This is a genomic window from Lysobacter sp. H21R4 (assembly GCF_015277535.1).
Classification (GTDB): domain Bacteria; phylum Pseudomonadota; class Gammaproteobacteria; order Xanthomonadales; family Xanthomonadaceae; genus Novilysobacter; species Novilysobacter ciconiae.
Window position 1 is genome coordinate 2,418,228 of the sequence record NZ_CP063772.1, and the last position, 19,691, is coordinate 2,437,918.

The window sequence follows — 19,691 nt, forward strand, 5'->3', positions numbered from 1 at the left end:
ACGCACCGGAAACCCCATGATCGAGTTCTACCCGCAAATCAAAAGCATCCACATCGCCATGGCCATCACCAGCGGGCTGGTCTTTGCCCTGCGCGGCGCTGGCGTGCTGGCCGGCATGCGGTGGCCGCACTGGCTGCCGGTGCGCTGGACCAGCTACACCGTGGATACCGCGCTGCTGACCGCCGCGCTGATGCTGCTGACCATGCTGCCAGGCGCGATGTTCGCCAACGGCTGGTTGACGGTGAAACTGCTGCTGCTCGTCGTCTACATCGTGCTGGGCGTGTTCGCCATCAAGCGCGGCCGCACCCGCCTGGCAAAGGCGGGCTTCTACGTCGCGGCCCTGCTCACGTTCGGCATGGTCTATTCGATTGCGCGCGCGCACAGCCCGTGGGGGTTCCTCAATGCCTTCCTCGGCTGAGCGCGCCGCTGCCGCGGTGTCCGGCAACGCCTTGGCCCTCGCCGCCGGCACCCCCGGGGTCGCCGATCCGGACCGGCCGATGCTCGATGCGTTGTTCCTGGGCCCCTACGGCGAGAACGACACCCTGCTGGAAAAGCTCGTCGTGGAGTTCCTGCGCGACCACGTCTACTGGCGGCGCAACTTCCACCCCGAGGACCCGCCGGCGATCCCGACCCACGCCGCCCAGCACCCCGACTACAAGGCGTTCGAGTCGCGCCTGCGTCGGGAACTGCACCAGCTCTCCGCGTCGCTGAAGCGCTCGGTGCCCTTCCACAGCCCGCGCTACATCGGTCACATGGCCTCAGACCTGCTGCTGCCCGGCCTGGCGGCGCAGATCCTCACCCTGCCCTACAACCCCAACAACGTCAGCGAGGACGCGGCCCCCGTCACCATCGATCTGGAAGTCCAGGTCGGGCTGCAGCTGGCGCGGATGCTCGGCTACCCCGATGACACCGACCGCCCCGACTGCGCGTTCGGCCATCTGACCTCCGGCGGCACCGTGGCGAACTACCAGGCGCTGCGCCTGGCCTTGGCACTGAAGGCGTTTCCCGTCGCCCTGCGCGCTGCCCAGGTGCCGGGTTTGGCGTTGCCGGACGATGACTGGAAGGCGTTCAACCTCGGTCCGGACGCCGGCATCGAGCTGCTCGGCCAGTGGCAGCTGTGGCTGGCCGGGCAACCCGCGCGCGATCGCCGGCGGTGGCGCGATGCGGTGCAGACCCAGCGGCTGGAGCATCTGGGGATGGTGGAGTTCTTTGCCCGCCACCGTGAGCTCAGGGTGCCGCTGGTGCTGGCCCCGATCACCGCCCACTACTCCTGGAGCAAGGGCCTGAAGCTGCTCGGCCTGGGCCGGGAACAACTGCGCCTGTTGCCGGAAAAAGGCATGCGTCTGGATGCGCAGGCGCTGGAGCAGACCCTGGAGCAGTGCCGGCGCGAGCGCCAGCCGGTGCTGATGACCGTCGCCGTGCTGGGCACCACCGAGTACGGCACCGTGGACCCGGTGGATGCGGTGGTCGATCTGCGCGATCTGTTCCAGACCCAAGGGCTGGGCTTCAGCGTGCACATCGATGCCGCCTGGGGCGGCTACCTGGCGACCCTGTTCCGTAACCCCGACGGCAGCCTGCGCGGCATCGACGAGGTCCGCGCCGGCTTCGCCCATTTTCCCCAGCCCGAAGTACACGCCGCCTTTGCTGCACTGGGCCGCACCGACTCGGTCACCGTCGACCCGCACAAGCTGGGCTACCTGCCCTATGGCGCCGGCGCGTTCATCTGCCGCGACCACCGCGCCACCGCGCTGCTGGCGGAGGCCGCCGACTACGTTTTCCACGACACCCGCGCCACCGACTACCTCAGCCGCTACCGCCGACTTGGCCAGTTCGTCCCGGAAGGCTCCAAATCCGGCGCGGCCGCGGCGGCGGTGTATGTCACCCACAAGGTGCTGCCGCTGGACCACGCCAACTTCGGTCGTCTGCCGCGGCAGACGGTGCTTGCCGCCGAAGCCTTCCACGCCCGCGCCGAACGGCTCGCCGTCGAACTGGACGGCATCGCCCGCGTCACCGTGCCCTTCGCGCCCGACAGCAACCTGGTCTGCGTGGCGATCAACCCCGCCGGCAACGCGGACCTGGCACGGGCCAACGCCTTCGTCCGCCGCCTGCACGATGAGCTGCGCGCCGACGCCAGCCAGCCCCTCCAGCTCAAGCAGTTCTTCGGCTCGATGACCACGCTGCGCCCGGAGGCGCTCGGCGACACGGAGATGAACCGGATCCTGAGGCAGTTGCAGCTGGACCCTGCGACACTGGTCGATGACGACGAGGACACCGATGCCGATCGGCTGGTGATCCTGCGTCACACCCTGATGAACCCGTATCTGATCGATCACGAGAACGGCATCAGCTACATCGACCTGTATCTGGCACACCTGGGCCGACGGATCCGGGCGTTGCTGGGGAGCCCAAGCCCATGAGTCCCGACGCATTCCATCCAGGCAATGACTTCCTCCCGGCCAGCGCGGCCAAGCCGCCGGCCGCCGTCTGTGACAGCGCGACGATGCGCAGCTGGACCGCGCGGGCCCTGTTGTGCCTGCGCCAGGAGGCGGCCCGTTCGGCTGACACCCACCTCCTGCGGCTGGAGTTTCCTGGCTTCCCGGGCATCGAGTTCTACTTCAAGGACGAGGCGGCGCATCCCACCGGCAGCCTGAAGCATCGGCTGGCCCGCTCGCTGTACCTGTATGCGCTGTGCAATGGCCGGCTCAGCCCGGGCCAGCCTGTGGTGGACGCGTCCTCGGGCAGCACCGCGATCTCCGAGGCGTGGTTCGCACGACTGCTCGGCCTGCCCTTCACCGCGGTGATGCCGACCGCGACCGCACCGCGCAAGATCGCCGACGTGCATGCGCTGGGCGGCCACTGCGACCTGGTCGACGATCCCGCGCAGGTGCACGAGCGCGCCGCCTGGCATGCCGCCAACGGCGCGTGCCACCTGGACCAGTTCGGCCTCGCGGAGCGCGCGACGGACTGGCGCGGCAACAACAACATCGCCGAGTCGATCATCGGCCAGCTGGCCTGCGAACCGCACCCGCAGCCGGCGTGGATCGTCTGCGGCGTCGGCACCGGCGGCACCTCGGCAACGATCGGACGCTACATCCGCTACCGCGCGCTGGAGACCGGCCTGTGCGTGGCGGAACCGGCCGGCAGCGCCTTCGTGCACGGCTGGCGCACGCGCAACCGCAGCGCGATCGCCAGCCAGCCGACCGCCGTCGAAGGCATCGGCCGGCCGAGGGTGGAGCCGGGCTTCCTGTTCGAGGTGGTGGACGAGGTGATCGAGGTGGCCGACGCCGCCTCCGTGGCCGCGATGCACCTGCTGGAAGAGCAGCTGGGCCGTCGCTACGGCGGCTCGTCGGGGACCAACCTGGTGGCGTGCCTGGAGCTGGCTGCGCGGATGCGCGCCGCCGGCGAGCGCGGCAGCATCGTCAGCCTGTTGTGCGATCCCGGCGAGCGCTACGACCAGACGCTGTACGACCCGGCGTGGCTGGCCGAGAACGGCATCGACCCGGCCCCGGCGCAGGTCGCGTTGCGCGCCACGCTGGCCACCGGCGAGTGGCATCCGATCAGCTGACGGCGGCGCGCCACTATCGGGCCGGCTTAGGCCTGCCCGGGCCGATCAAAGCCCGGGCCCGCGTCGAAGCACTCAGTGCTCGACGTGCTCCCCGCCGGACTTCGCATCGCTGAAGCCCGGATCGTCGAACAGCCGCGGATAGTCCGCCAGCGCCGCGCTCATGTCGGCGACCGGTGCCGGATCGGCCGGGTCGGCGTGCAGGGCTTCGGCGCCCGCCATCAGCCGCGCGAGGACGCCGTGCAGGGCCACGTCGGGTTCCGCCTCCAGTTTGCAGTTGGCGAACATGTACGCCGCCGCCTCGTCCACCTGGGTGGCCAGCTGATCAACCTGGGTATCGTTCAGGTGTCCCATCTGGTGGTGATGCAGGCCGGCCATCGCCTCGCGCATGCGGCGCATGCCTTCCATCAGCGGCGCGTCGGGCTCCCATTTGACGTGGTCGGCCGGGATCGGCATCACCGCCGCTTCGGGGTGATGGTCGGCATGGGCGTGGGTGTCGTGCTTTTGGGGGTCGTGCGCGTGGGTGTCTTGCGCGTGGCTGCCATGCGCGTGCGCCGCCGTCACAGGCTTGGCCTGCTCGTGCTGGGCGTGGCTGTGCGTATTGTCCTGCGCCTGGGCCGCCGACGGCGCGATTGCCGCGCCGAGTCCGATCGCGGCAGCGAGCGCAACGGCCAAAGTGGTCTGTGTCTTCATACGATCCATCTCCTTGAAAAACGGGGGCGCAATCAGACCCGCGCGAACACGAGGCTGGCGTTGGTACCGCCGAAACCGAAACTGTTGGACATCACCGTGTCCAGCGTCGCGTCGCGGCTCTGCTGCACGATCGGGAAGCCCTCCACGCGCGGGTCCAGGTAGTCGATGTTGGCCGAGCCGGCCATGAAGCCCTCGCGCATCATCAACAGGCAGTAGATCGCCTCGTGCACGCTGGCGGCGCCCAATGAGTGGCCGCTGAGCGCCTTGGTCGACGAAAGCGGCGGCACGTCGTCACCGAACACGGTGCGGATCGACTGCAGCTCAACCACGTCGCCGACCGGCGTGGAGGTGCCGTGGGTGTTGAGGTAGTCCACCTTGCCGACCGGGGTGCCGTGGATGCCGGCCATGGCCATCTGCATGCAGCGCACGGCCCCTTCGCCCGACGGGGCGACCATGTCGACGCCGTCGGAGGTCACGCCGTAGCCAACCAGCTCGGCAATGATGTTCGCGCCGCGGGCGACAGCGTGCTCGTACTCCTCCAGCACCAGCATGCCGCCACCGCCGGCGATGACGAAGCCATCGCGGTCCGCGTCATAGGGACGCGAGGCCTTTTCCGGAGTGTCGTTGCGCTTGGTCGACAGGGCGCCCATCGCATCGAACTGCGAAGTCATGCCCCAGTGCAGTTCCTCGCCGCCGCCGGCAATGATGATGTCCTGCGCGCCGTGGCGGATCAGGTCCGCACCGGCGCCGATGCAGTGCGCGGAGGTCGCGCAGGCGGCGGAGATCGAATAGCTCAAGCCGCGGATACCGAACGCGGTCGACAGCGTCGCCGACACGGTCGAACCCATCGTGCGCGGCACCATGTACGGACCGACCTTGCGCACCCCGCGGTTGCGCAGCAGGTCGCCGGTCTCGATCTGCCACTGCGGTGATCCACCACCGGACCCGGCGATCAGCCCGGTGCGCACGTCGCGCACCTGGTCGTCGCTGAGCCCGGCATCGGCAATCGCATCGCGCATCGCGACGTAGGCGAACCCGGCCGCGTCGCCCATGAAGCGCTTCACCTTGCGGTCGATCTCCTCGCTCAGGTCGATCTGCGGCTCGCCGGCGACCTGGCTGCGCAGGCCCAGTTCGGCGTACTCGGGGATGAAGCGGATACCCGGGCTGCTGCTGCGCAACGCCGCGGTCACGCTGGTCTGGTCGTTGCCCAGGCAGGACACGATGCCCATGCCGGTCACCACCACGCGCCTGTTTGCCACACCGCCCATGCTCAGAACCCCTCCGTCGAGGTGAACAGCCCCACCCGCAGGTCCGAGGCCACGTAGATCTCGCGCCCGTCCACGAGGGTGCGGCCGTCGGCGATCACCAGTTCCAGCTTGCCGCGCATGACCCGGCGGATGTCCAGTTCGTAGGTCACCAGCTTCGCATCGGGCAGCACCTGGCCGCTGAACTTCACCTGGCCCACGCCCAGCGCGCGACCGCGGCCGGGGGCGCCCAGCCACGGCAGGTAGAACCCGCACAGCTGCCACATCGCGTCCAGCCCAAGGCAGCCGGGCATGACCGGATCGCCCTCGAAGTGGCACGGGAAGAACCACAGGTCCGCGCGGATATCCAGCTCGGCGCGCACGAAACCCTTGCCGTACTTGCCACCCTCGGTGCTGATCTCGGTGATGCGATCGAACATGAGCATCGGCGGCGCCGGCAGTCGCGCGTTGCCGGGGCCGAACATCTCGCCGCGGGCGCAGGACAACAACTGCTCGCGATCAAAGGAAGAAGGTCGATTCATGTAGTCACACAGCGCAGGGGAAACCTTGGATTCTGCCGGTTTGGCGAAACAAATGTGTTGACCGGCATCAATGCACTCCGCCGTACGTATCCGTACGTGACCGCGGTGCGGTGCGGCGGCGCGACCGCACCGGCGACATGCGCCCAGCCGGTCCTTGCCGGTCACTTTACGCTCGCGCGCCGGGTTTGCCAGCCAAGCGGCGAGGAAAACGCCGCCACGTGACCCCGGTCAAGAACCGGGCGGATACGCGCGTCCCACGGGTGCAAATTTGATCCGGATCAAATTACCCGGCGCGCTTGCTGCGACCCTAGCGCGAACCCAACGTCGAGCCGCCGGAACGCCAGCGGACCGGCAACGCGCACATCCATCGTCCAGCACAGAGAGCCCTGCATGAAGCGCAAGACCATCTACTTGATACCGCTGCTGGCGGCTCTGGCATTGGCATTGCCAGGCTGCGACCGCTCCGGCCCCGCCACCGACAACGCGTCCGCCGGCACCAGCCAGGACAGGATCGTCGGCTCGCGCAAGGGCGACTTCGGTCCGCCGCAGGGCGAGCCGGTCAACGCGATCCTGACCAGCCCGCCGATGGTGCCGCCGGCCACCGGGCGCACCGCGCCGGCCAAGGTGATCGTCGAGCTGGACGTGATCGAGAAGGTCATGCCGATCTCCGAGGGCGTGGACTACACCTTCTGGACCTTCGGCGGCACCGTGCCGGGCAGCTTCATCCGCGTGCGCCAGGGCGATACGGTCGAGTTCCACCTGCGCAACATGCCCGACAGCAAGATGCCCCACAACATCGACCTGCACGGCGTGACCGGTCCGGGCGGCGGCGCCGCATCCAGCTTCACCGCGCCCGGTCACCGCACCCAGTTCACCTTCAAGGCGCTCAACGCCGGCCTGTTCGTGTACCACTGCGCAACCGCGCCGGTCGGCATGCATATCGCCAACGGCATGTACGGCATGATCCTGGTCGAGCCGCCGGAGGGCCTGCCCGAGGTCGACCGCGAGTACTACGTGATGCAGGGCGACTTCTACACCACCGGCAAGTACCGCGAGAAGGGCCTGCAGCCCTTCGACATGGAAAAGGCGATCGACGAGAACCCGACCTACGTCCTGTTCAACGGCTCGGAAGGTTCCACCACCGGTGACAACTCCCTGACCGCCAAGGTCGGCGAGACCGTGCGCATGTACGTCGGCAACGGCGGCCCCAACCTGGTGTCGAGCTTCCACGTCATTGGCGAGATCTTCGACAAGGTCTGGTACGAGGGCGGCACCAACTACCAGGAAAACGTGCAGACCACGCTGATCCCGGCGGGCGGCGCGGCGATGATGGAGTTCCACCTGGAAGTCCCCGGCAGCTACGTGCTGGTCGACCACAGCATATTCCGCGCGTTCAACAAGGGCGCGCTGGCGATCCTCAAGGCCGACGGCCCGGAGAACAAGGCGATCTACTCGGGCCTGGAAGTCGACGAGATGTACATCGGCGATCGCGCCGGCGACAGCCTGGGTGCGGTGGCCGTGGCGGCCAAGGCCCAGGCCAGTGGCGAGCTGACCGTCGAGGAGCAGATCGCGGCCGGCAAGGAGCTGTTCATGGGCACCTGCTCGACCTGCCACCAGGGCAACGGCGAGGGCATGGCCGGTGTGTTTCCGCCGATCGCGGCGTCGGACTACATCAAGGCCGATCCGAAATCGCTGCCGCGGGTGATCCTGCACGGCCTGCAGGGCAAGGTCACCGTCAACGGCGAGGACTACGACTCGATCATGCCGCCGATGAACCAGCTCACCGACGACGAGGTGGCCAACATCTCCACCTACGTGCTCAACAGCTGGAACAATCCGGGCGGCAAGATCAGCAAGGACGAGGTTGCCGAAATCCGCAAGCAGAAGCCGGCCAACGCCTCGGCGGGCCACTGACGTGATCCGCGTAATCGCCGCCGCGGTACTGGTGGCCAGCCCTTTCGTCGGCGTGCTCGCCGGCGAAGGGAGCTACCTGCCGATACCCGCCGGACGGTTTGCCAGTGCACTCAACTACGAAGACGCGCCCGGCAAACAGCCGGTCGCGGCCTACTCGATGATGCGCACCCCCGTCACCAACGCCGAGTACCTGGCGTTCGTGAAGGCCAACCCGAAGTGGCAGCGCGGCCGCGCCCCGACCGTCATGGCCGAGAAGCGCTACCTCTCGCACTGGGCCGGTCCGCTGGAGCTGGGCGATACCGCCAAGCCTGGGCAGCCGGTGGTTCAGGTCAGCTGGTTCGCCGCCGATGCCTACTGCGCTGCCCAGGGCGCGCGCCTGCCGACCTGGACGGAATGGGAATACGCCGCGGCCGCCGATGAGACGCGGCGCGACGCCCGCAGCGACCGCATCTGGCGCGAGCGCATCCTGCGCTGGTACTCGCGTCCCTCCAACACCGCCCTGCCCCGCGCCGGCCTGCAACCGGCCAACGTCTACGGCGTGCAGGACCTGCACGGGCTGGTCTGGGAGTGGACCGAGGATTTCTCATCGATGCTGATGGACGCCGACAACCGCAACCAGGGCGACCCTGACAACGCGCGCTTCTGCGGCGCCGGCGCGCTGTCCATGAACGACCGTGACAACTACGCGGTACTGATGCGCGTGGCGATGCTGTCCTCGCTCAGCGCCGAGGCGACCACCGCCAACCTGGGTTTCCGCTGCGTCAAGGACTCACCATGAAATCACTGGCCCTTTCCATCGCCATGGCCGTGCTGGCCGGCGGCACGGTGGCGATCCCGGCTTCGGCCATCGCCGCCTCCCCCGCCTCGCAGAAGATGCCGAAGATGCCCTTGCCGGGCAATTCGGTCTACCAGTTGGATGTGCAACTGACCGACCAGGCCGGCCGCACCAGCGCGTGGCGCGACAGGCGCGGCCAGCCGCAGCTGGTGTCGATGTTCTACACCTCCTGCCAGTACATCTGCCCGCTGATCATCGACAGTGGCAAGGCGGTGCAGAAGCAGCTCAGCGACGCGGAGCGCGCTCGGCTCGGCATCACCCTGATCAGCATGGACCCGGCCCGGGACACACCGCAGGCGCTCGCCAAGGTCGCTACCCAGCGCAAGCTCGATCCGGCGCAGTGGACCCTGGCCAGTCCCGCGGCCGAGGACGTGCGATCGGTGGCCGGCGTGCTCAACATCCGCTATCGCGCGCTGGCCGACGGCGAGTTCAACCACACCAGCGCCCTGGTCCTGCTCGACGGCGAAGGCCGGATCCTGGCGCGTACCGAGAAGATGGGCAGCAAGCCGGACCCCGAGTTCGTCGAGGCAGTGCGCAAGGCCCTCAGGTAAACCCCGCGCCACCCGGGCCCGCCGCAGGTGGCGCCTATTTCGCCACGGCCCGCCGCCGCGCGGGGCGCGCGAGGCTGCGCTTCCTCTGCGCGATCATCTACAATGTCCGTACCTGGCCGCGCGCAGCGCTGGTCTCCAGCGGCGGCAGGAAGGCGGGCAGTCAATGCGCCCAGCCGGTCCATCACGGCGATGCGGTATGCGTTCCTCCGTGCTGATGCCGGTGCGCGCCAAGACGTGCCACGGACTCATCGGAAAGTGGTCGGCCCCGGCATCCCGCAGGCACCCCTACCACCGACCACACCCCACCGGATTGATCCAGATCAAGTACCCGACAGCTTGCATTCGGGAAAATAGGTGCTAACGCAAATGAAGGTCCATTCATGACTGTGCATCACGATGCCATGGCAAGGCCGGGCGCTCCCGGCGTGCCCGAGGCTGCCGCTCCGCGCGGCTACTACAACGACAAGGTGGTTCACCAGTTCGTGGTGGCGACAATGTTCTGGGGCATCGTGGGCATGGCGGTCGGCGTGTTCATCGCCGCCCAGCTGTACTGGCCGGCGCTCAACTTCGACACGCCGTGGCTCAGCTACGGCCGGCTGCGTCCGCTGCACACCAACGGGGTGATCTTCGCCTTCGGCGGCTCGGTGCTGTTTGCCACCAGCCTCTACGTGGTCCAGCGCACCTGCCATGTGCGCCTGCTGTCGGACAGGCTCGCCAGCTTCGTCTTCTGGGGCTGGCAGCTGGCCATGGTCAGCGCGCTGATCACCCTGCCGCTGGGCATCACCCAGAGCAAGGAATACGCCGAGCTGGAATGGCCGATCGACATCCTGATCGCGGTCGTCTGGGTGGCGTACGGCTGGCTGTTCTTCGGCACCATCGCCAAGCGCAGGGTCAAGCACATCTATGTCGCCAACTGGTTCTACGGCGCCTACATCATCGGCGTGTGCATGCTGCACATCGTCAACAACCTGGCCATGCCGGCCGGGCTGTTCAAGTCCTACTCGCTCTACACCGGCGCCGTGGATGCGATGGCGCAGTGGTGGTACGGGCACAACGCGGTGGCATTCCTGCTGACCGTGGGCTACCTGGCGATGATGTACTACTTCGTCCCCAAGCAGGCCCAGCGCCCGATCTACTCCTACCGCCTGTCGATCGTGCACTTCTGGGCGCTGATCTCGGTCTACATGTGGGCCGGCCCGCACCATCTGCACTACACCGCCCTGCCCGACTGGGCGCAGTCGGTGGGCATGGTGTTCTCGGTGATCCTGCTGGCTCCCAGCTGGGGCGGGGCGATGAACGGCATCCTGACCCTGTCGGGCGTGTGGCACAAACTGCGCACCGACCCGATCCTGAAGTTCCTGATCGTCGCCATCAGCTTCTACATGATCGCGACCTTTGAAGGCCCGCTGCTGTCGATCAAGACCGTCAACTCGCTCAGCCACTACACCGACTGGACCGTGGGCCACGTCCACGCCGGCACCCTGGGCTGGGTGGCGATGATCTCGTTTGGCTCGCTGTACTCGCTGTATCCGCGCCTGATCGGTGCCAAGGAGATGTTCTCGATCAAGTGGATCGACGCGCACTTCTGGCTGCACACCATCGGCGTGGTGTTCTACATCGCCTCGATGTGGATCGCCGGGATCACCCAGGGCCTGATGTGGCGGGCGACCAACGCCGACGGCACGCTGACCTACAGCTTCGTCGAGTCGCTGGCCGTCACCTACCCCTACTACCTGGGCCGCCTGCTCGGCGGGGTCATGGTGCTGGCGGGCGTCTGCCTGATGTCGTGGAACATGTGGCGTACGCGCCAGAGCGTGCAGGTTCCTGCTGCACACCCGGTACTGCCGCCGCATGCGGCCGAGGCACAGGGCTGAGGACGAAAAGATGGCTATCGGACACGAAAAAATCGAGAAAAACGTCGGCCTGCTCGCGGTGCTGGTCGCCGTGGCGGTCTCGCTGGGAGGATTGGCGGAGATCGTGCCGCTGATGTACCAGGCCGAGGCGATCGAGCCGCTGCCCGGCGTGAAACCCTACCCGGCGCTGCAACTGGCCGGGCGCGACGTGTACGTGCGCGAGGGTTGCTACAACTGCCACTCGCAGATGATCCGCACGCTGCGCTTCGAGACCGAGCGTTACGGGCACTACTCCCTGGCCGGCGAGTCGGTCTACGACCGCCCGTTCCAGTGGGGTTCCAAGCGCACCGGGCCGGACCTGGCCCGGATCGGCGGGCGCTACTCCGACGACTGGCACCGCGTGCACATGGTCGACCCGCGCGCGCTGGTGCCCGAGTCGAACATGCCGGCCTTCCCGTGGCTGGCGAAGAACGAGGTCAGCGGCGCCAAGATCACCCGGCACATGAAGGCGCTGCAGCGCCTGGGCGACCCGTACACCGACGAGGAAGTCGCCAGTGCCGCCGAGGACGTCGCCGGCAAGACCGAACTGGACGCCGTTGTCGCCTACCTGCAGGGCCTCGGCCTGCATGCGCCGCGCGGAGGTTGAGCCATGCTTTCCGGATTCATCACCGTCTTCCTGATGCTGGTCTTCATCGGCATCTGGATCTGGGCCTGGCGCCCGGAGAACAAGGCGTCGTTTGAGGAGACCGCCCGCCTCGCCCTCGAGGACGAACCGGACGACCTTGGCGTCGCTGCCCACCATGCAAGGAAACAGGACGCATGAGCACCAGTTGGTCGTGGTATGTCATTGCCCTGGCGGCACTCAACCTGATCGGTATCGCGTGGTTGCTGTGGTGGACCTCCAAGCGGCGCCCCGGCGACCCCAAGCCCGAGGAAACCAGCCACTACTGGGACGAGGACATCACCGAGTACAACAAGCCGATGCCGCGCTGGTGGATCCAGGGCTTCTACATCAGCCTGGTGTTCGGTCTGGCCTACTTCTTCTGGTATGGCGGCCTGGGCAAGTACCCCGGCTTCAGCGGCTGGAGCTCGGCCCAGGAACACGCCCAGGACAAGGCGGTCTGGGACGAGACCCTGGCCGAAACCTTCCGTCCCTACGAGGGCCAGCCGATCGACCAGCTTGCCGGTGATCCGGTCGCGCTCAACCTGGGCCGCTCGATCTTCGCCAACACCTGCGCGACCTGCCACGGCTCCTCCGCGCAGGGCGCGATCGGCTACCCGAACCTGACCGACGACATCTGGCACTGGGGCGGCGAGCCGGAGACCATCCTGGAGACGATCCTGGACGGCCGCGAAGGCGTGATGCCCGAATGGGGCAAGGTGCTGACCGGCATGGGCGGCGAGAACGCGGTCGACTACGTGATCGCCTATGTCCGCGCGCTCGGCACCGCCGACCAGTCAACCCGCAACGACTTCATGGCCGCGCGCGGCAAGAAGCTCTACGACGGTGTCTGCGTGGCCTGTCACGGGGTCGAGGGCAAGGGCAACCAGGCACTCGGCGCGCCCGATTTGACCGACGACTACTGGATGTACGGCGACAGCAAGGAAAGCCTCTACGAGACGATTGCGAACGGGCGCCATGGCGTGATGCCGGCGCACCGTGACCTGCTGGGCGAGACCCGCACGCGTCTGGTCGCCGCCTACGTGTGGTCGTTGTCCAACAAACCGGCGGCGACCGCGCCATGAGCCGGTACGCGCAGCCCACGCCGATGGACCACCCGCCACGCCCGATGGCGCAGCGGGTGGGGGCGATCCTGTGGCCGAGCTTTTTTGCCGCCGGAGTCGCCACGATGGTGTTTTTCGCCCTCGTCGATCCCCTGCAGCTGCGCGACATGACCTTCCCGGAGGTGTCCATCACCTCCGGCCTGGGTTACACGATCGGCTTCTTCATGTTCTGGCTGGCGACCGCGTCGTCCAGCCTCTTCACCTGGCTGCTGCTGCGGCCCGCAAGCCGGTTCAACCAGTCGTTACCCCCGAAGTAAATCCAATACAGGCAGTCTGCGGTGAGCAAGAAAATCGACATCGACCTCCTTGACGACGGCAGCGGAAGCTCCGTCTACGTCAAGGAGCGGAAGGTCTATCCGCGCGATGTCACCGGCCGGTTCGACCGCCTGCGCAAGGCCGCGGTGTTCTGGCTGCTGGGCATGTACTACGTGTTCCCGTGGCTGCAGTGGGACGGCCACCAGGCGGTCCTGTTCGACCTGCCGGCGCGCAAGTTCTACGTCTTCGGGCTGACCTTCTGGCCGCAGGATTTCACCTTCCTGGCGATGCTGCTGATCATCCTGGCGATGGTGCTGTTCTTCGTCACTGCCCTGGCCGGACGCATCTGGTGCGGCTACGCCTGCCCGCAAACCGTCTGGACCGAAGTGTTCCTGTGGATGGAGCGCTGGACCGAGGGCGACCGCGCCAAGCGCATGAAGCTTGATGCCGGGCCGTGGAACCGCAACAAGATCCTGCGCAAGGGCAGCAAGCACGCCCTGTGGATCGTGTTCGCGCTGTGGACCGGCTTCACCTTCGTCGGCTTCTTCACGCCGATCGTCAGCCTCGGCCAGCGCATCTGGCCGTTTGGCTGGAACGGCTGGGAGACCTTCTGGGTGTTTTTCTACGCCCTGGCCACGCTGGGCAACGCCGGCTTCCTGCGCGAGCAGGTGTGCCGCTACATGTGCCCGTACGCGCGCTTCCAGAGCGCGATGTTCGACCGCGACACGCTGATCATCGCCTACGACCCGATGCGCGGCGAGCCGCGGGGGCCGCGACGTCGTGGCCTGGGCGACGTGGTCTCGCGCGGCCGCGGGCTGCTCGACAAGGTGCTGGCCTACGAGCTGGTGTTCCGCGCCAGTGGCCACGACGCCGCCGGCAACGCCATGGAAGTGGCGCGCGCCGATGCCGGGTTGCCCAACGACGCGGAATTTGGCGCCAGCCTGGAGGTCGCCCTGCCGCGTCCGGATCCCGAGCTGGCCGGCGACTGCATCGATTGCACCCTGTGCGTGCAGGTCTGCCCGACCGGCATCGATATCCGCAACGGCCTGCAGTACGACTGCATCGCCTGCGGTGCCTGCGTGGACGTGTGCGACGAGGTGATGGACAAGATGGGCTACCCGCGAGGCCTGATCCGCTACTCCACCCAGAACGCGATCGATGGCAAGCCGGCCCGCGTGCTGCGCCCGCGCGTGTTCGTCTACGCGACCCTGCTGCTGGTCCTGGTCGGCGCCTGGGCCTGGGGCATCGCCGCGCGCAGTCCGTTGATCGTAGACGTGCTGCGCGACCGTAACGCGCTCTATCGCGTCACCGCCGACGGGGTCGACAACGGCTACACCCTGAAGCTGGTGAACAAGACCGACCTGGAGCAGGCGTACCGCATCACCTTGGAAACCGACACGCCGGGGATCCAGTTGCGCGAGGCGGGCACCGACGTGCACGTGCTCGGCGCGCAGGTGGCATCGGTGCCGGTGGAGGTGACCGCACCGTCCAGCGTGCACGGCCGCCACGAGGTGCGGTTCATCATCGAGTCCGCCGACGGCAAGATCCGCCAGGTCGCCGACAGCAGCTTCTTTGGACCCAACCCATGAGCAACTCCCCGGAAAAACGCGGTACGCCGGTCGACGGCGGCGACAAGCCCGAATCGCCCTGGCGCATGCCGATCGTCTGGCTGGTGATCGCGCTGCCCGCGGTCGTGGTGATTGCCAGCATCGGCCTGATCTTCATCGCCGGCGGCGATGGCAATGACGTGGTCCGTGACGATGTCCAGCGCACCGCGCAGATCCAGACCGCCGACCTGAGCGCGGATGCGGTGGCCGGTGAGCAGAAGCTCAGCGCGATCGTGCGTACCGACCTGGAGGGCGGCTTCATCGAAGTGCTCCCGGTCAGTGGCAGCTTCGACCACACCGCACCGCTGCGGCTGACCCTCGCCCACCCGGCCGACTCGGCGCGCGATACCGTGCTGTTGCTTGCCCCGGGCGAGCTGGGCTGGCGGGTCGACGCCAGGCTGGACGACAGCCACGACTGGAAGGTCGAGCTGGGACCGGAAGACGCGCACTGGCGCCTGAAAGGGCGTCTCCCCAAGGGCCAGCAGGCCACCAACCTGCGGCCTTCCCTGCAGGCCGAGTAGCCGTGCGATGGCTGCGGCGATGAGCGCAGGCGCCAGCGGGCGCAACGATTCGCTGCTCGCGGAGACCGACGGCTGCTACCACTGCGGCGAAGAACTTCCGGCAGCGCCCGCACGCGTTGAACTGGATGGCTCATCGCGCCGGTTCTGCTGCGACGGTTGCGCCGCGGCCGCGCAGTGGATCCGCGAAGCCGACCTGGGCGACTACTACCAGCTGCGCAGCCAGCACGCCGGCCGGGTCGATGCCGATCCCGTCGACCTGGCGGTCTGGGACCGCGACGAGCTGCTCGCCGAACACGCCCACGACATCCCCGGCGGCCGCGAGATCACCCTGCTCACCGACGGCATGCGCTGCGCGGCCTGTGCGTGGCTGATCGACCGCGTGCTGGCACGCGAGGCCGGCGTGCTGGAGGCCGGCGCGAACGCGGTCACCGGACGGATCCGGGTGGCCTGGGATCCGGCGCAAACCGCGCTGTCGGCACCCCTGGAGCGGCTGGTGGCGCTGGGCTACCGGCCCTATCTGGCCAGTGGCGAGGCGCGTGAGCGCGCGCATCGGCGCCAGCGCAACCGCGACCTGATCCGCATCGGCGTCGCCGGCCTGGGATCGATGCAGGCGATGATGCTGGCCGGCTCGCTGTACCTGGACACGACCGGCTCGATGCCGATCCCGACCCGTGACTTTTTCCGTTGGCTGACCTTCCTGGTCTCCACGCCGGTGGTGTTCTACGCGGGCTGGCCGTTCATCAACGGCGCTTGGCGCGAGCTGCGCCACCGCCAGCTCGGCATGGACACGTTGATCGCCGGCTCCACCCTGCTGGCGTATTTCGCCAGCGTGGTCGGTACCGTCCGCGGCAGCGAACACGTCTGGTACGACGCCGCGGTGATGTTCGTGTTCCTGCTCTCGATCGCGCGGATGCTCGAGCAACGGGCCCGCAACATCGCCAGCGCCCAGGTCGATGCGCTGGCCCGCGCGCGTCCGGCGTTCGCCACGCGCGAGCTGGCCGATGGCAGCCGGGAGTCGATCCCGTTGCCGGCATTGGTGATCGGCGACATCGCCTGCGTGGCGGTGGGCGAGGTCGTTCCCGCCGACGGACGCCTGCTGGATGCCCACGCACGCTTCGAGGAAGCGCTGCTCACCGGCGAGTCCAGCCCGGTCGACAAGTCCGCGGGCGATCCGGTGTACGCCGGCACCGTCTGCCGCGAACACCCGGCCCGGCTGGCGGTCACCGAAACCGGCAGCGCCACCCGCCTGTCGCAACTGGCGCGCCTGGTCGAACAGGCGCAGGCGCAGCGCCCGGCGCTGGCCCGCACCGCCGAGCGGATCGCCCACTATTTCGTCAGCGGCCTGCTGCTGGCGACGGTCGCGGTGTACGTCGGCTGGCGCGCCTACGACCCGTCGCGCGCCTTCGAGGTCACCCTGGCGCTGCTGGTGATCAGCTGCCCGTGCGCGTTGTCACTGGCCGTGCCCGCCGCGCTGGCGGCAGCGCACGGCGCGCTGGCCAAACTTGGCGTGCTGGCGGTGCGCGAGAACGCCCTGGACCGGCTGGCCGACGCCACCGACATCGTGTTCGACAAGACCGGCACCCTCAGCGACGGCAAGCCCGCGCTGGCCGCGGTCGAGGTATCCGCCGATCTGGATCGCAGCCAGGTGCTGCGCATCGCCGCGGCGCTGGAGCGCGACAGCGGCCATCCGATCGCGCGCGCGTTCGCACGCGTGGAGCACGCGCCGCTGGCCCGCGAGGTACGCGCGGTCCCCGGCCAGGGCATCGAGGGCGTGGTCGACGGCCGGCGGTGGCGCCTGGGGCAGGCGGGTTTCGCCGCCGGTGCCAGCGACGACGGCTGGCTCTGGCTCGGCGACGGTGCCCAGGCCGTGGCCCGTTTCCAGCTGGCCGAGTCCGAACGCGCCGACGCCCGCGTCGCGGTGGCATCGCTGCGCGGGTTGGGACTCTCGGTCCACCTGTCCAGCGGCGACGCCGCCGGCGCGGTGGAGCGCTTCGCCCACCAGGTCGGCATCGAGGACGCGCATGCGCGGCAGAGCCCGGAGGACAAGCTCGCCTACGCCCGCGCGCTGCAGGCCCAAGGACGCATCGTGGCGATGATCGGCGACGGCCTCAACGACGCGCCCGTGCTCGCCGGCGCGGATGTCTCGCTGGCGATCGGCGAAGGCGCCGCGCTGGCCCAACGCGCCGCCGACCTGGTGCTGACCGGATCCTCGCTGTCGCGCATCCCGGAGGCCATCTCGGTGGCCCGGCGGACGCGCCGCATCATCCACCAGAACATTGCCTGGGCGATCGGCTACAACGTGCTCGCCCTGCCGCTGGCGGCGGCAGGCATGGTCACGCCATGGATCGCCGCGCTGGGCATGGCGCTGTCCTCGCTTATCGTGACCGCAAACGCACTGCGCCTGACCCGCGCGCCGACCAGCGCACCGGCGCTGCCGCGTCCCCGACTGACGGCCGCGGAGGGTCGCCCATGAACATCCTGCTGTTCCTGATTCCGGTCAGCATGCTCGGGCTGGGCGTGGCCCTGTGGGCCTTCATCTGGGCGGTCAAGCGCGGCCAGTTCGAGGACATGGATACCCCGGCGCTGGACATCCTGCGCGAGGACGAGCACGACCGGCCGGTTGCTGGTCCGCGCACCGACAAGACTCATCCGCCGGGCGCAGGGACGTCTGCCGCCGCGCCGCCTCTGGCCAGTGCCGGTGCCGACGGGGACGCCGCCGCGCAGGACCGGATCGACTGACGATGCCGCTGGACTGGCTGACGCTGGGCGCCGCCCTCCTCACCGGCCTGATGGGCGGCGTCCACTGCGCCGCAATGTGCGGCGGCATCGCGACGGGTTTCTCGGCGATGGGACCGCGGGCGAGCTGGAAATACGCGGTCGAGCCGAATCTCGGCCGCGTCCTTGGCTACACCCTGGCCGGCGCGCTGGTCGGTGGCTTCGGCCACGGCATCCTGGATCTGGCGCGGGTGGAATGGCTCGCGATGGCGCTGCGCGCCGGAGTCGGCCTGGTGCTGGTGGTGGTCGCCATCCGCCTGCTGGATCGCAAGGGGCGCCTGGCATTCCTGTCAGGCCCCGGCACGGGGACGTTGTGGTCGAAGCTGCGGCCATTGCAGCGCCGCCTGCTGCCGGCCAACACCAGTGCCAAGCGGATCGGCCTGGGCATGCTGTGGGGCTGGATGCCGTGCGGCCTGAGCACCACCATGCTCGCCGCGGCGTGGCTGCAGGCCGATGCGCGCAACAGCGCCTTGACCATGGCCGCCTTCGGCCTGGGCACGCTGCCGCTGATGGTCTCGCTGACCTGGTCGGGTGCACGGCTGGGCCAGCGTCTGCAGCGCGGCGGATGGCGCATGGGCGCGGGCCTGTTGGTGCTTGCCGCCGGCCTGCTCACCATCGCCTCGCCATGGTTGATGCATTTGCCGGCGCTGCACGGGCTGCTGAGCGCGCTGGGATGCCTGCCGCGCACCGTGTAGCTATCCGGGACATCGCCCGCGCGCAACGCCCGCTCGAAGCCTCCGGCAATCGATTCAGCCGGTCGCGCCCCGCTTCACCGGGCATGGCAGCTCGCCGCCCTGCGCCAGTCGCTGCAGCTCCGCGGCATCGAGGATTTCCACCTTGCGCCCGACCACGGCGATCACGCCATCGTCCTGCAGCCGGCTGAAGCCGCGGCTGACGGTTTCCAGTGCCAGCCCGAGAAAATGCGCGATGTCCTCGCGGCGCATCGGCAGCCGGAACTGGGTGGCCGATTCGCCGATGTTGCGCAACCGCTCGCACAGGCCGACCAGGAACAGCGCAATGCGCTCGTTGGCCTGGCGCCGCACCAGCATCTGCAGGTGGTCCTGGTCGCGCGACATGCTGTGGCCGATGACCCGCATCAACTGCTGCTGCAGGCCTGGCACCTGGGCAGCCACGGCAGTCAACTGCTCGAACGGCACCTCGCACACATTGGCCGCGGTCAGCGCCACCGCATCACAGCGGTGGACCCCCTCGCCCAGCGCATCCAGGCCGATCAGCTCGCCGGCAATATGGAACCCGACCACCTGCGCGTCGCCCTCCTCGCTGGTGCTGACGGTCTTGAACGCGCCATTACGGGCGACGTACACCGCCCCGAGCCGGTCGCCGGCGCGGAACAGCAAGTCGCCGCGCTCTACCGGGCGCCGGCGTTTCACGATTTCGTCCAGCTGCTGCAGGTCGCCGGCGCCGATTCCCGCCGGCAGGCAAAGCTGTCGCAGCGAACACTGGGCGCAACCATGGCGCAGCGAGGCCAGGTCGATGACCGCGGTCGGCTTGGATAGGGTTTCCATGTGCGCTCATCTTGCCACCACACCGGCG

20 protein-coding genes are annotated in these 19,691 nt (G+C 68.6%); 16 read left to right on the forward strand and 4 right to left on the reverse strand.

Annotation, left to right across the window (positions count from 1 at the left end; translation table 11 throughout):
* Positions 1-16: 16 nt before the first annotated feature.
* The 3 genes from INQ40_RS11025 to INQ40_RS11035 all read left to right on the forward strand — a co-directional run bounded on the left by INQ40_RS11025 (position 17) and on the right by INQ40_RS11035 (position 3,565).
* Positions 17-418, forward strand: coding sequence for a SirB2 family protein (locus INQ40_RS11025; protein ID WP_194340467.1), 402 nt, complete (start codon positions 17-19; stop codon positions 416-418).
* A complete protein-coding gene (locus INQ40_RS11030) occupies positions 402-2,417 on the forward strand; it encodes a pyridoxal-dependent decarboxylase (RefSeq protein WP_228482007.1) in 2,016 nt (671 codons plus the stop codon). Before INQ40_RS11025 ends, INQ40_RS11030 begins: the two co-directional genes overlap by 17 nt.
* Before the next feature lie 83 nt (positions 2,418-2,500).
* The gene (locus INQ40_RS11035; protein ID WP_194342541.1) at positions 2,501-3,565 is read left to right on the forward strand and encodes a PLP-dependent cysteine synthase family protein; all 1,065 of its coding nucleotides are present in this window, start codon (positions 2,501-2,503) and stop codon (positions 3,563-3,565) included.
* 72 nt (positions 3,566-3,637) lie between these two features.
* On the opposite strand, the gene INQ40_RS11040 is transcribed toward INQ40_RS11035, so the two are convergent.
* The 3 genes from INQ40_RS11040 to fabA are packed head-to-tail and all read right to left on the reverse strand — an operon-like array spanning position 3,638 to position 6,041.
* Positions 3,638-4,255 (reverse strand): DnrO protein, encoded by a 618-nt coding sequence (locus INQ40_RS11040; RefSeq protein WP_194340468.1) that lies wholly within the window; start codon positions 4,253-4,255, stop codon positions 3,638-3,640.
* 32 nt (positions 4,256-4,287) lie between these two features.
* A complete protein-coding gene (gene fabB / locus INQ40_RS11045; RefSeq protein ID WP_255524322.1) occupies positions 4,288-5,484 on the reverse strand; it encodes a beta-ketoacyl-ACP synthase I in 1,197 nt (398 codons plus the stop codon).
* A gap of 41 nt (positions 5,485-5,525) precedes the next feature.
* Complete coding sequence (gene fabA, locus INQ40_RS11050) at positions 5,526-6,041, reverse strand: 3-hydroxyacyl-[acyl-carrier-protein] dehydratase FabA (RefSeq protein WP_194340470.1); 516 nt, start codon at positions 6,039-6,041, stop codon at positions 5,526-5,528.
* 390 nt (positions 6,042-6,431) lie between these two features.
* On the opposite strand from fabA, the gene nirK reads away from it, so the two are divergent.
* The 13 genes from nirK (at position 6,432) to INQ40_RS11115 (ending at position 18,832) form a co-directional block, all read left to right on the forward strand.
* The gene (gene nirK / locus INQ40_RS11055) at positions 6,432-7,955 is read left to right on the forward strand and encodes a copper-containing nitrite reductase (RefSeq protein WP_194340471.1); all 1,524 of its coding nucleotides are present in this window, start codon (positions 6,432-6,434) and stop codon (positions 7,953-7,955) included.
* Position 7,956: 1 nt separating this feature from the next.
* Positions 7,957-8,733: a formylglycine-generating enzyme family protein gene (locus tag INQ40_RS11060; protein ID WP_228482009.1), complete on the forward strand. Its 777-nt coding sequence runs from the start codon at positions 7,957-7,959 to the stop codon at positions 8,731-8,733.
* Positions 8,730-9,341 (forward strand): SCO family protein, encoded by a 612-nt coding sequence (locus tag INQ40_RS11065; protein WP_194340472.1) that lies wholly within the window; start codon positions 8,730-8,732, stop codon positions 9,339-9,341. The genes INQ40_RS11060 and INQ40_RS11065 overlap by 4 nt, the downstream gene beginning before the upstream one ends.
* A gap of 401 nt (positions 9,342-9,742) precedes the next feature.
* On the forward strand, positions 9,743-11,215 hold the full coding sequence (ccoN, locus tag INQ40_RS11070) for a cytochrome-c oxidase, cbb3-type subunit I (RefSeq protein WP_194342543.1): 1,473 nt from the start codon (positions 9,743-9,745) through the stop codon (positions 11,213-11,215).
* Between the two features lie 10 nt (positions 11,216-11,225).
* Complete coding sequence (gene ccoO, locus INQ40_RS11075) at positions 11,226-11,840, forward strand: cytochrome-c oxidase, cbb3-type subunit II (protein ID WP_193984548.1); 615 nt, start codon at positions 11,226-11,228, stop codon at positions 11,838-11,840.
* A 3-nt stretch (positions 11,841-11,843) separates the two neighbouring features.
* The gene (locus INQ40_RS11080) at positions 11,844-12,017 is read left to right on the forward strand and encodes a cbb3-type cytochrome c oxidase subunit 3 (protein ID WP_194340473.1); all 174 of its coding nucleotides are present in this window, start codon (positions 11,844-11,846) and stop codon (positions 12,015-12,017) included.
* Positions 12,014-12,940 (forward strand): cytochrome-c oxidase, cbb3-type subunit III, encoded by a 927-nt coding sequence (ccoP, locus tag INQ40_RS11085; protein ID WP_193984552.1) that lies wholly within the window; start codon positions 12,014-12,016, stop codon positions 12,938-12,940. The genes INQ40_RS11080 and ccoP overlap by 4 nt, the downstream gene beginning before the upstream one ends.
* Before the next feature lie 23 nt (positions 12,941-12,963).
* Entirely contained in the window at positions 12,964-13,236 is a 273-nt protein-coding gene (locus INQ40_RS11090; protein ID WP_193987362.1) for a hypothetical protein, read from the forward strand.
* 21 nt (positions 13,237-13,257) lie between these two features.
* Positions 13,258-14,823, forward strand: coding sequence for a 4Fe-4S dicluster domain-containing protein (locus INQ40_RS11095; protein WP_194340474.1), 1,566 nt, complete (start codon positions 13,258-13,260; stop codon positions 14,821-14,823).
* Positions 14,820-15,362: a FixH family protein gene (locus tag INQ40_RS11100; RefSeq protein WP_194340475.1), complete on the forward strand. Its 543-nt coding sequence runs from the start codon at positions 14,820-14,822 to the stop codon at positions 15,360-15,362. The genes INQ40_RS11095 and INQ40_RS11100 overlap by 4 nt, the downstream gene beginning before the upstream one ends.
* A 7-nt stretch (positions 15,363-15,369) precedes the next feature.
* The gene (locus tag INQ40_RS11105) at positions 15,370-17,835 is read left to right on the forward strand and encodes a heavy metal translocating P-type ATPase (protein WP_194340476.1); all 2,466 of its coding nucleotides are present in this window, start codon (positions 15,370-15,372) and stop codon (positions 17,833-17,835) included.
* On the forward strand, positions 17,832-18,101 hold the full coding sequence (gene ccoS / locus INQ40_RS11110; RefSeq protein WP_194340477.1) for a cbb3-type cytochrome oxidase assembly protein CcoS: 270 nt from the start codon (positions 17,832-17,834) through the stop codon (positions 18,099-18,101). The genes INQ40_RS11105 and ccoS overlap by 4 nt, the downstream gene beginning before the upstream one ends.
* A 2-nt stretch (positions 18,102-18,103) precedes the next feature.
* Positions 18,104-18,832 carry a sulfite exporter TauE/SafE family protein gene (locus INQ40_RS11115; protein ID WP_194340478.1) on the forward strand — a complete coding sequence of 243 codons (729 nt, stop codon included), beginning with the start codon at positions 18,104-18,106 and terminating at the stop codon, positions 18,830-18,832.
* A 54-nt stretch (positions 18,833-18,886) separates the two neighbouring features.
* Here the strand turns inward: INQ40_RS11115 and fnr are convergent, their stop codons facing one another.
* Positions 18,887-19,663 (reverse strand): fumarate/nitrate reduction transcriptional regulator Fnr, encoded by a 777-nt coding sequence (gene fnr / locus INQ40_RS11120; protein ID WP_194340479.1) that lies wholly within the window; start codon positions 19,661-19,663, stop codon positions 18,887-18,889.
* Positions 19,664-19,691 lie beyond the last annotated feature (28 nt).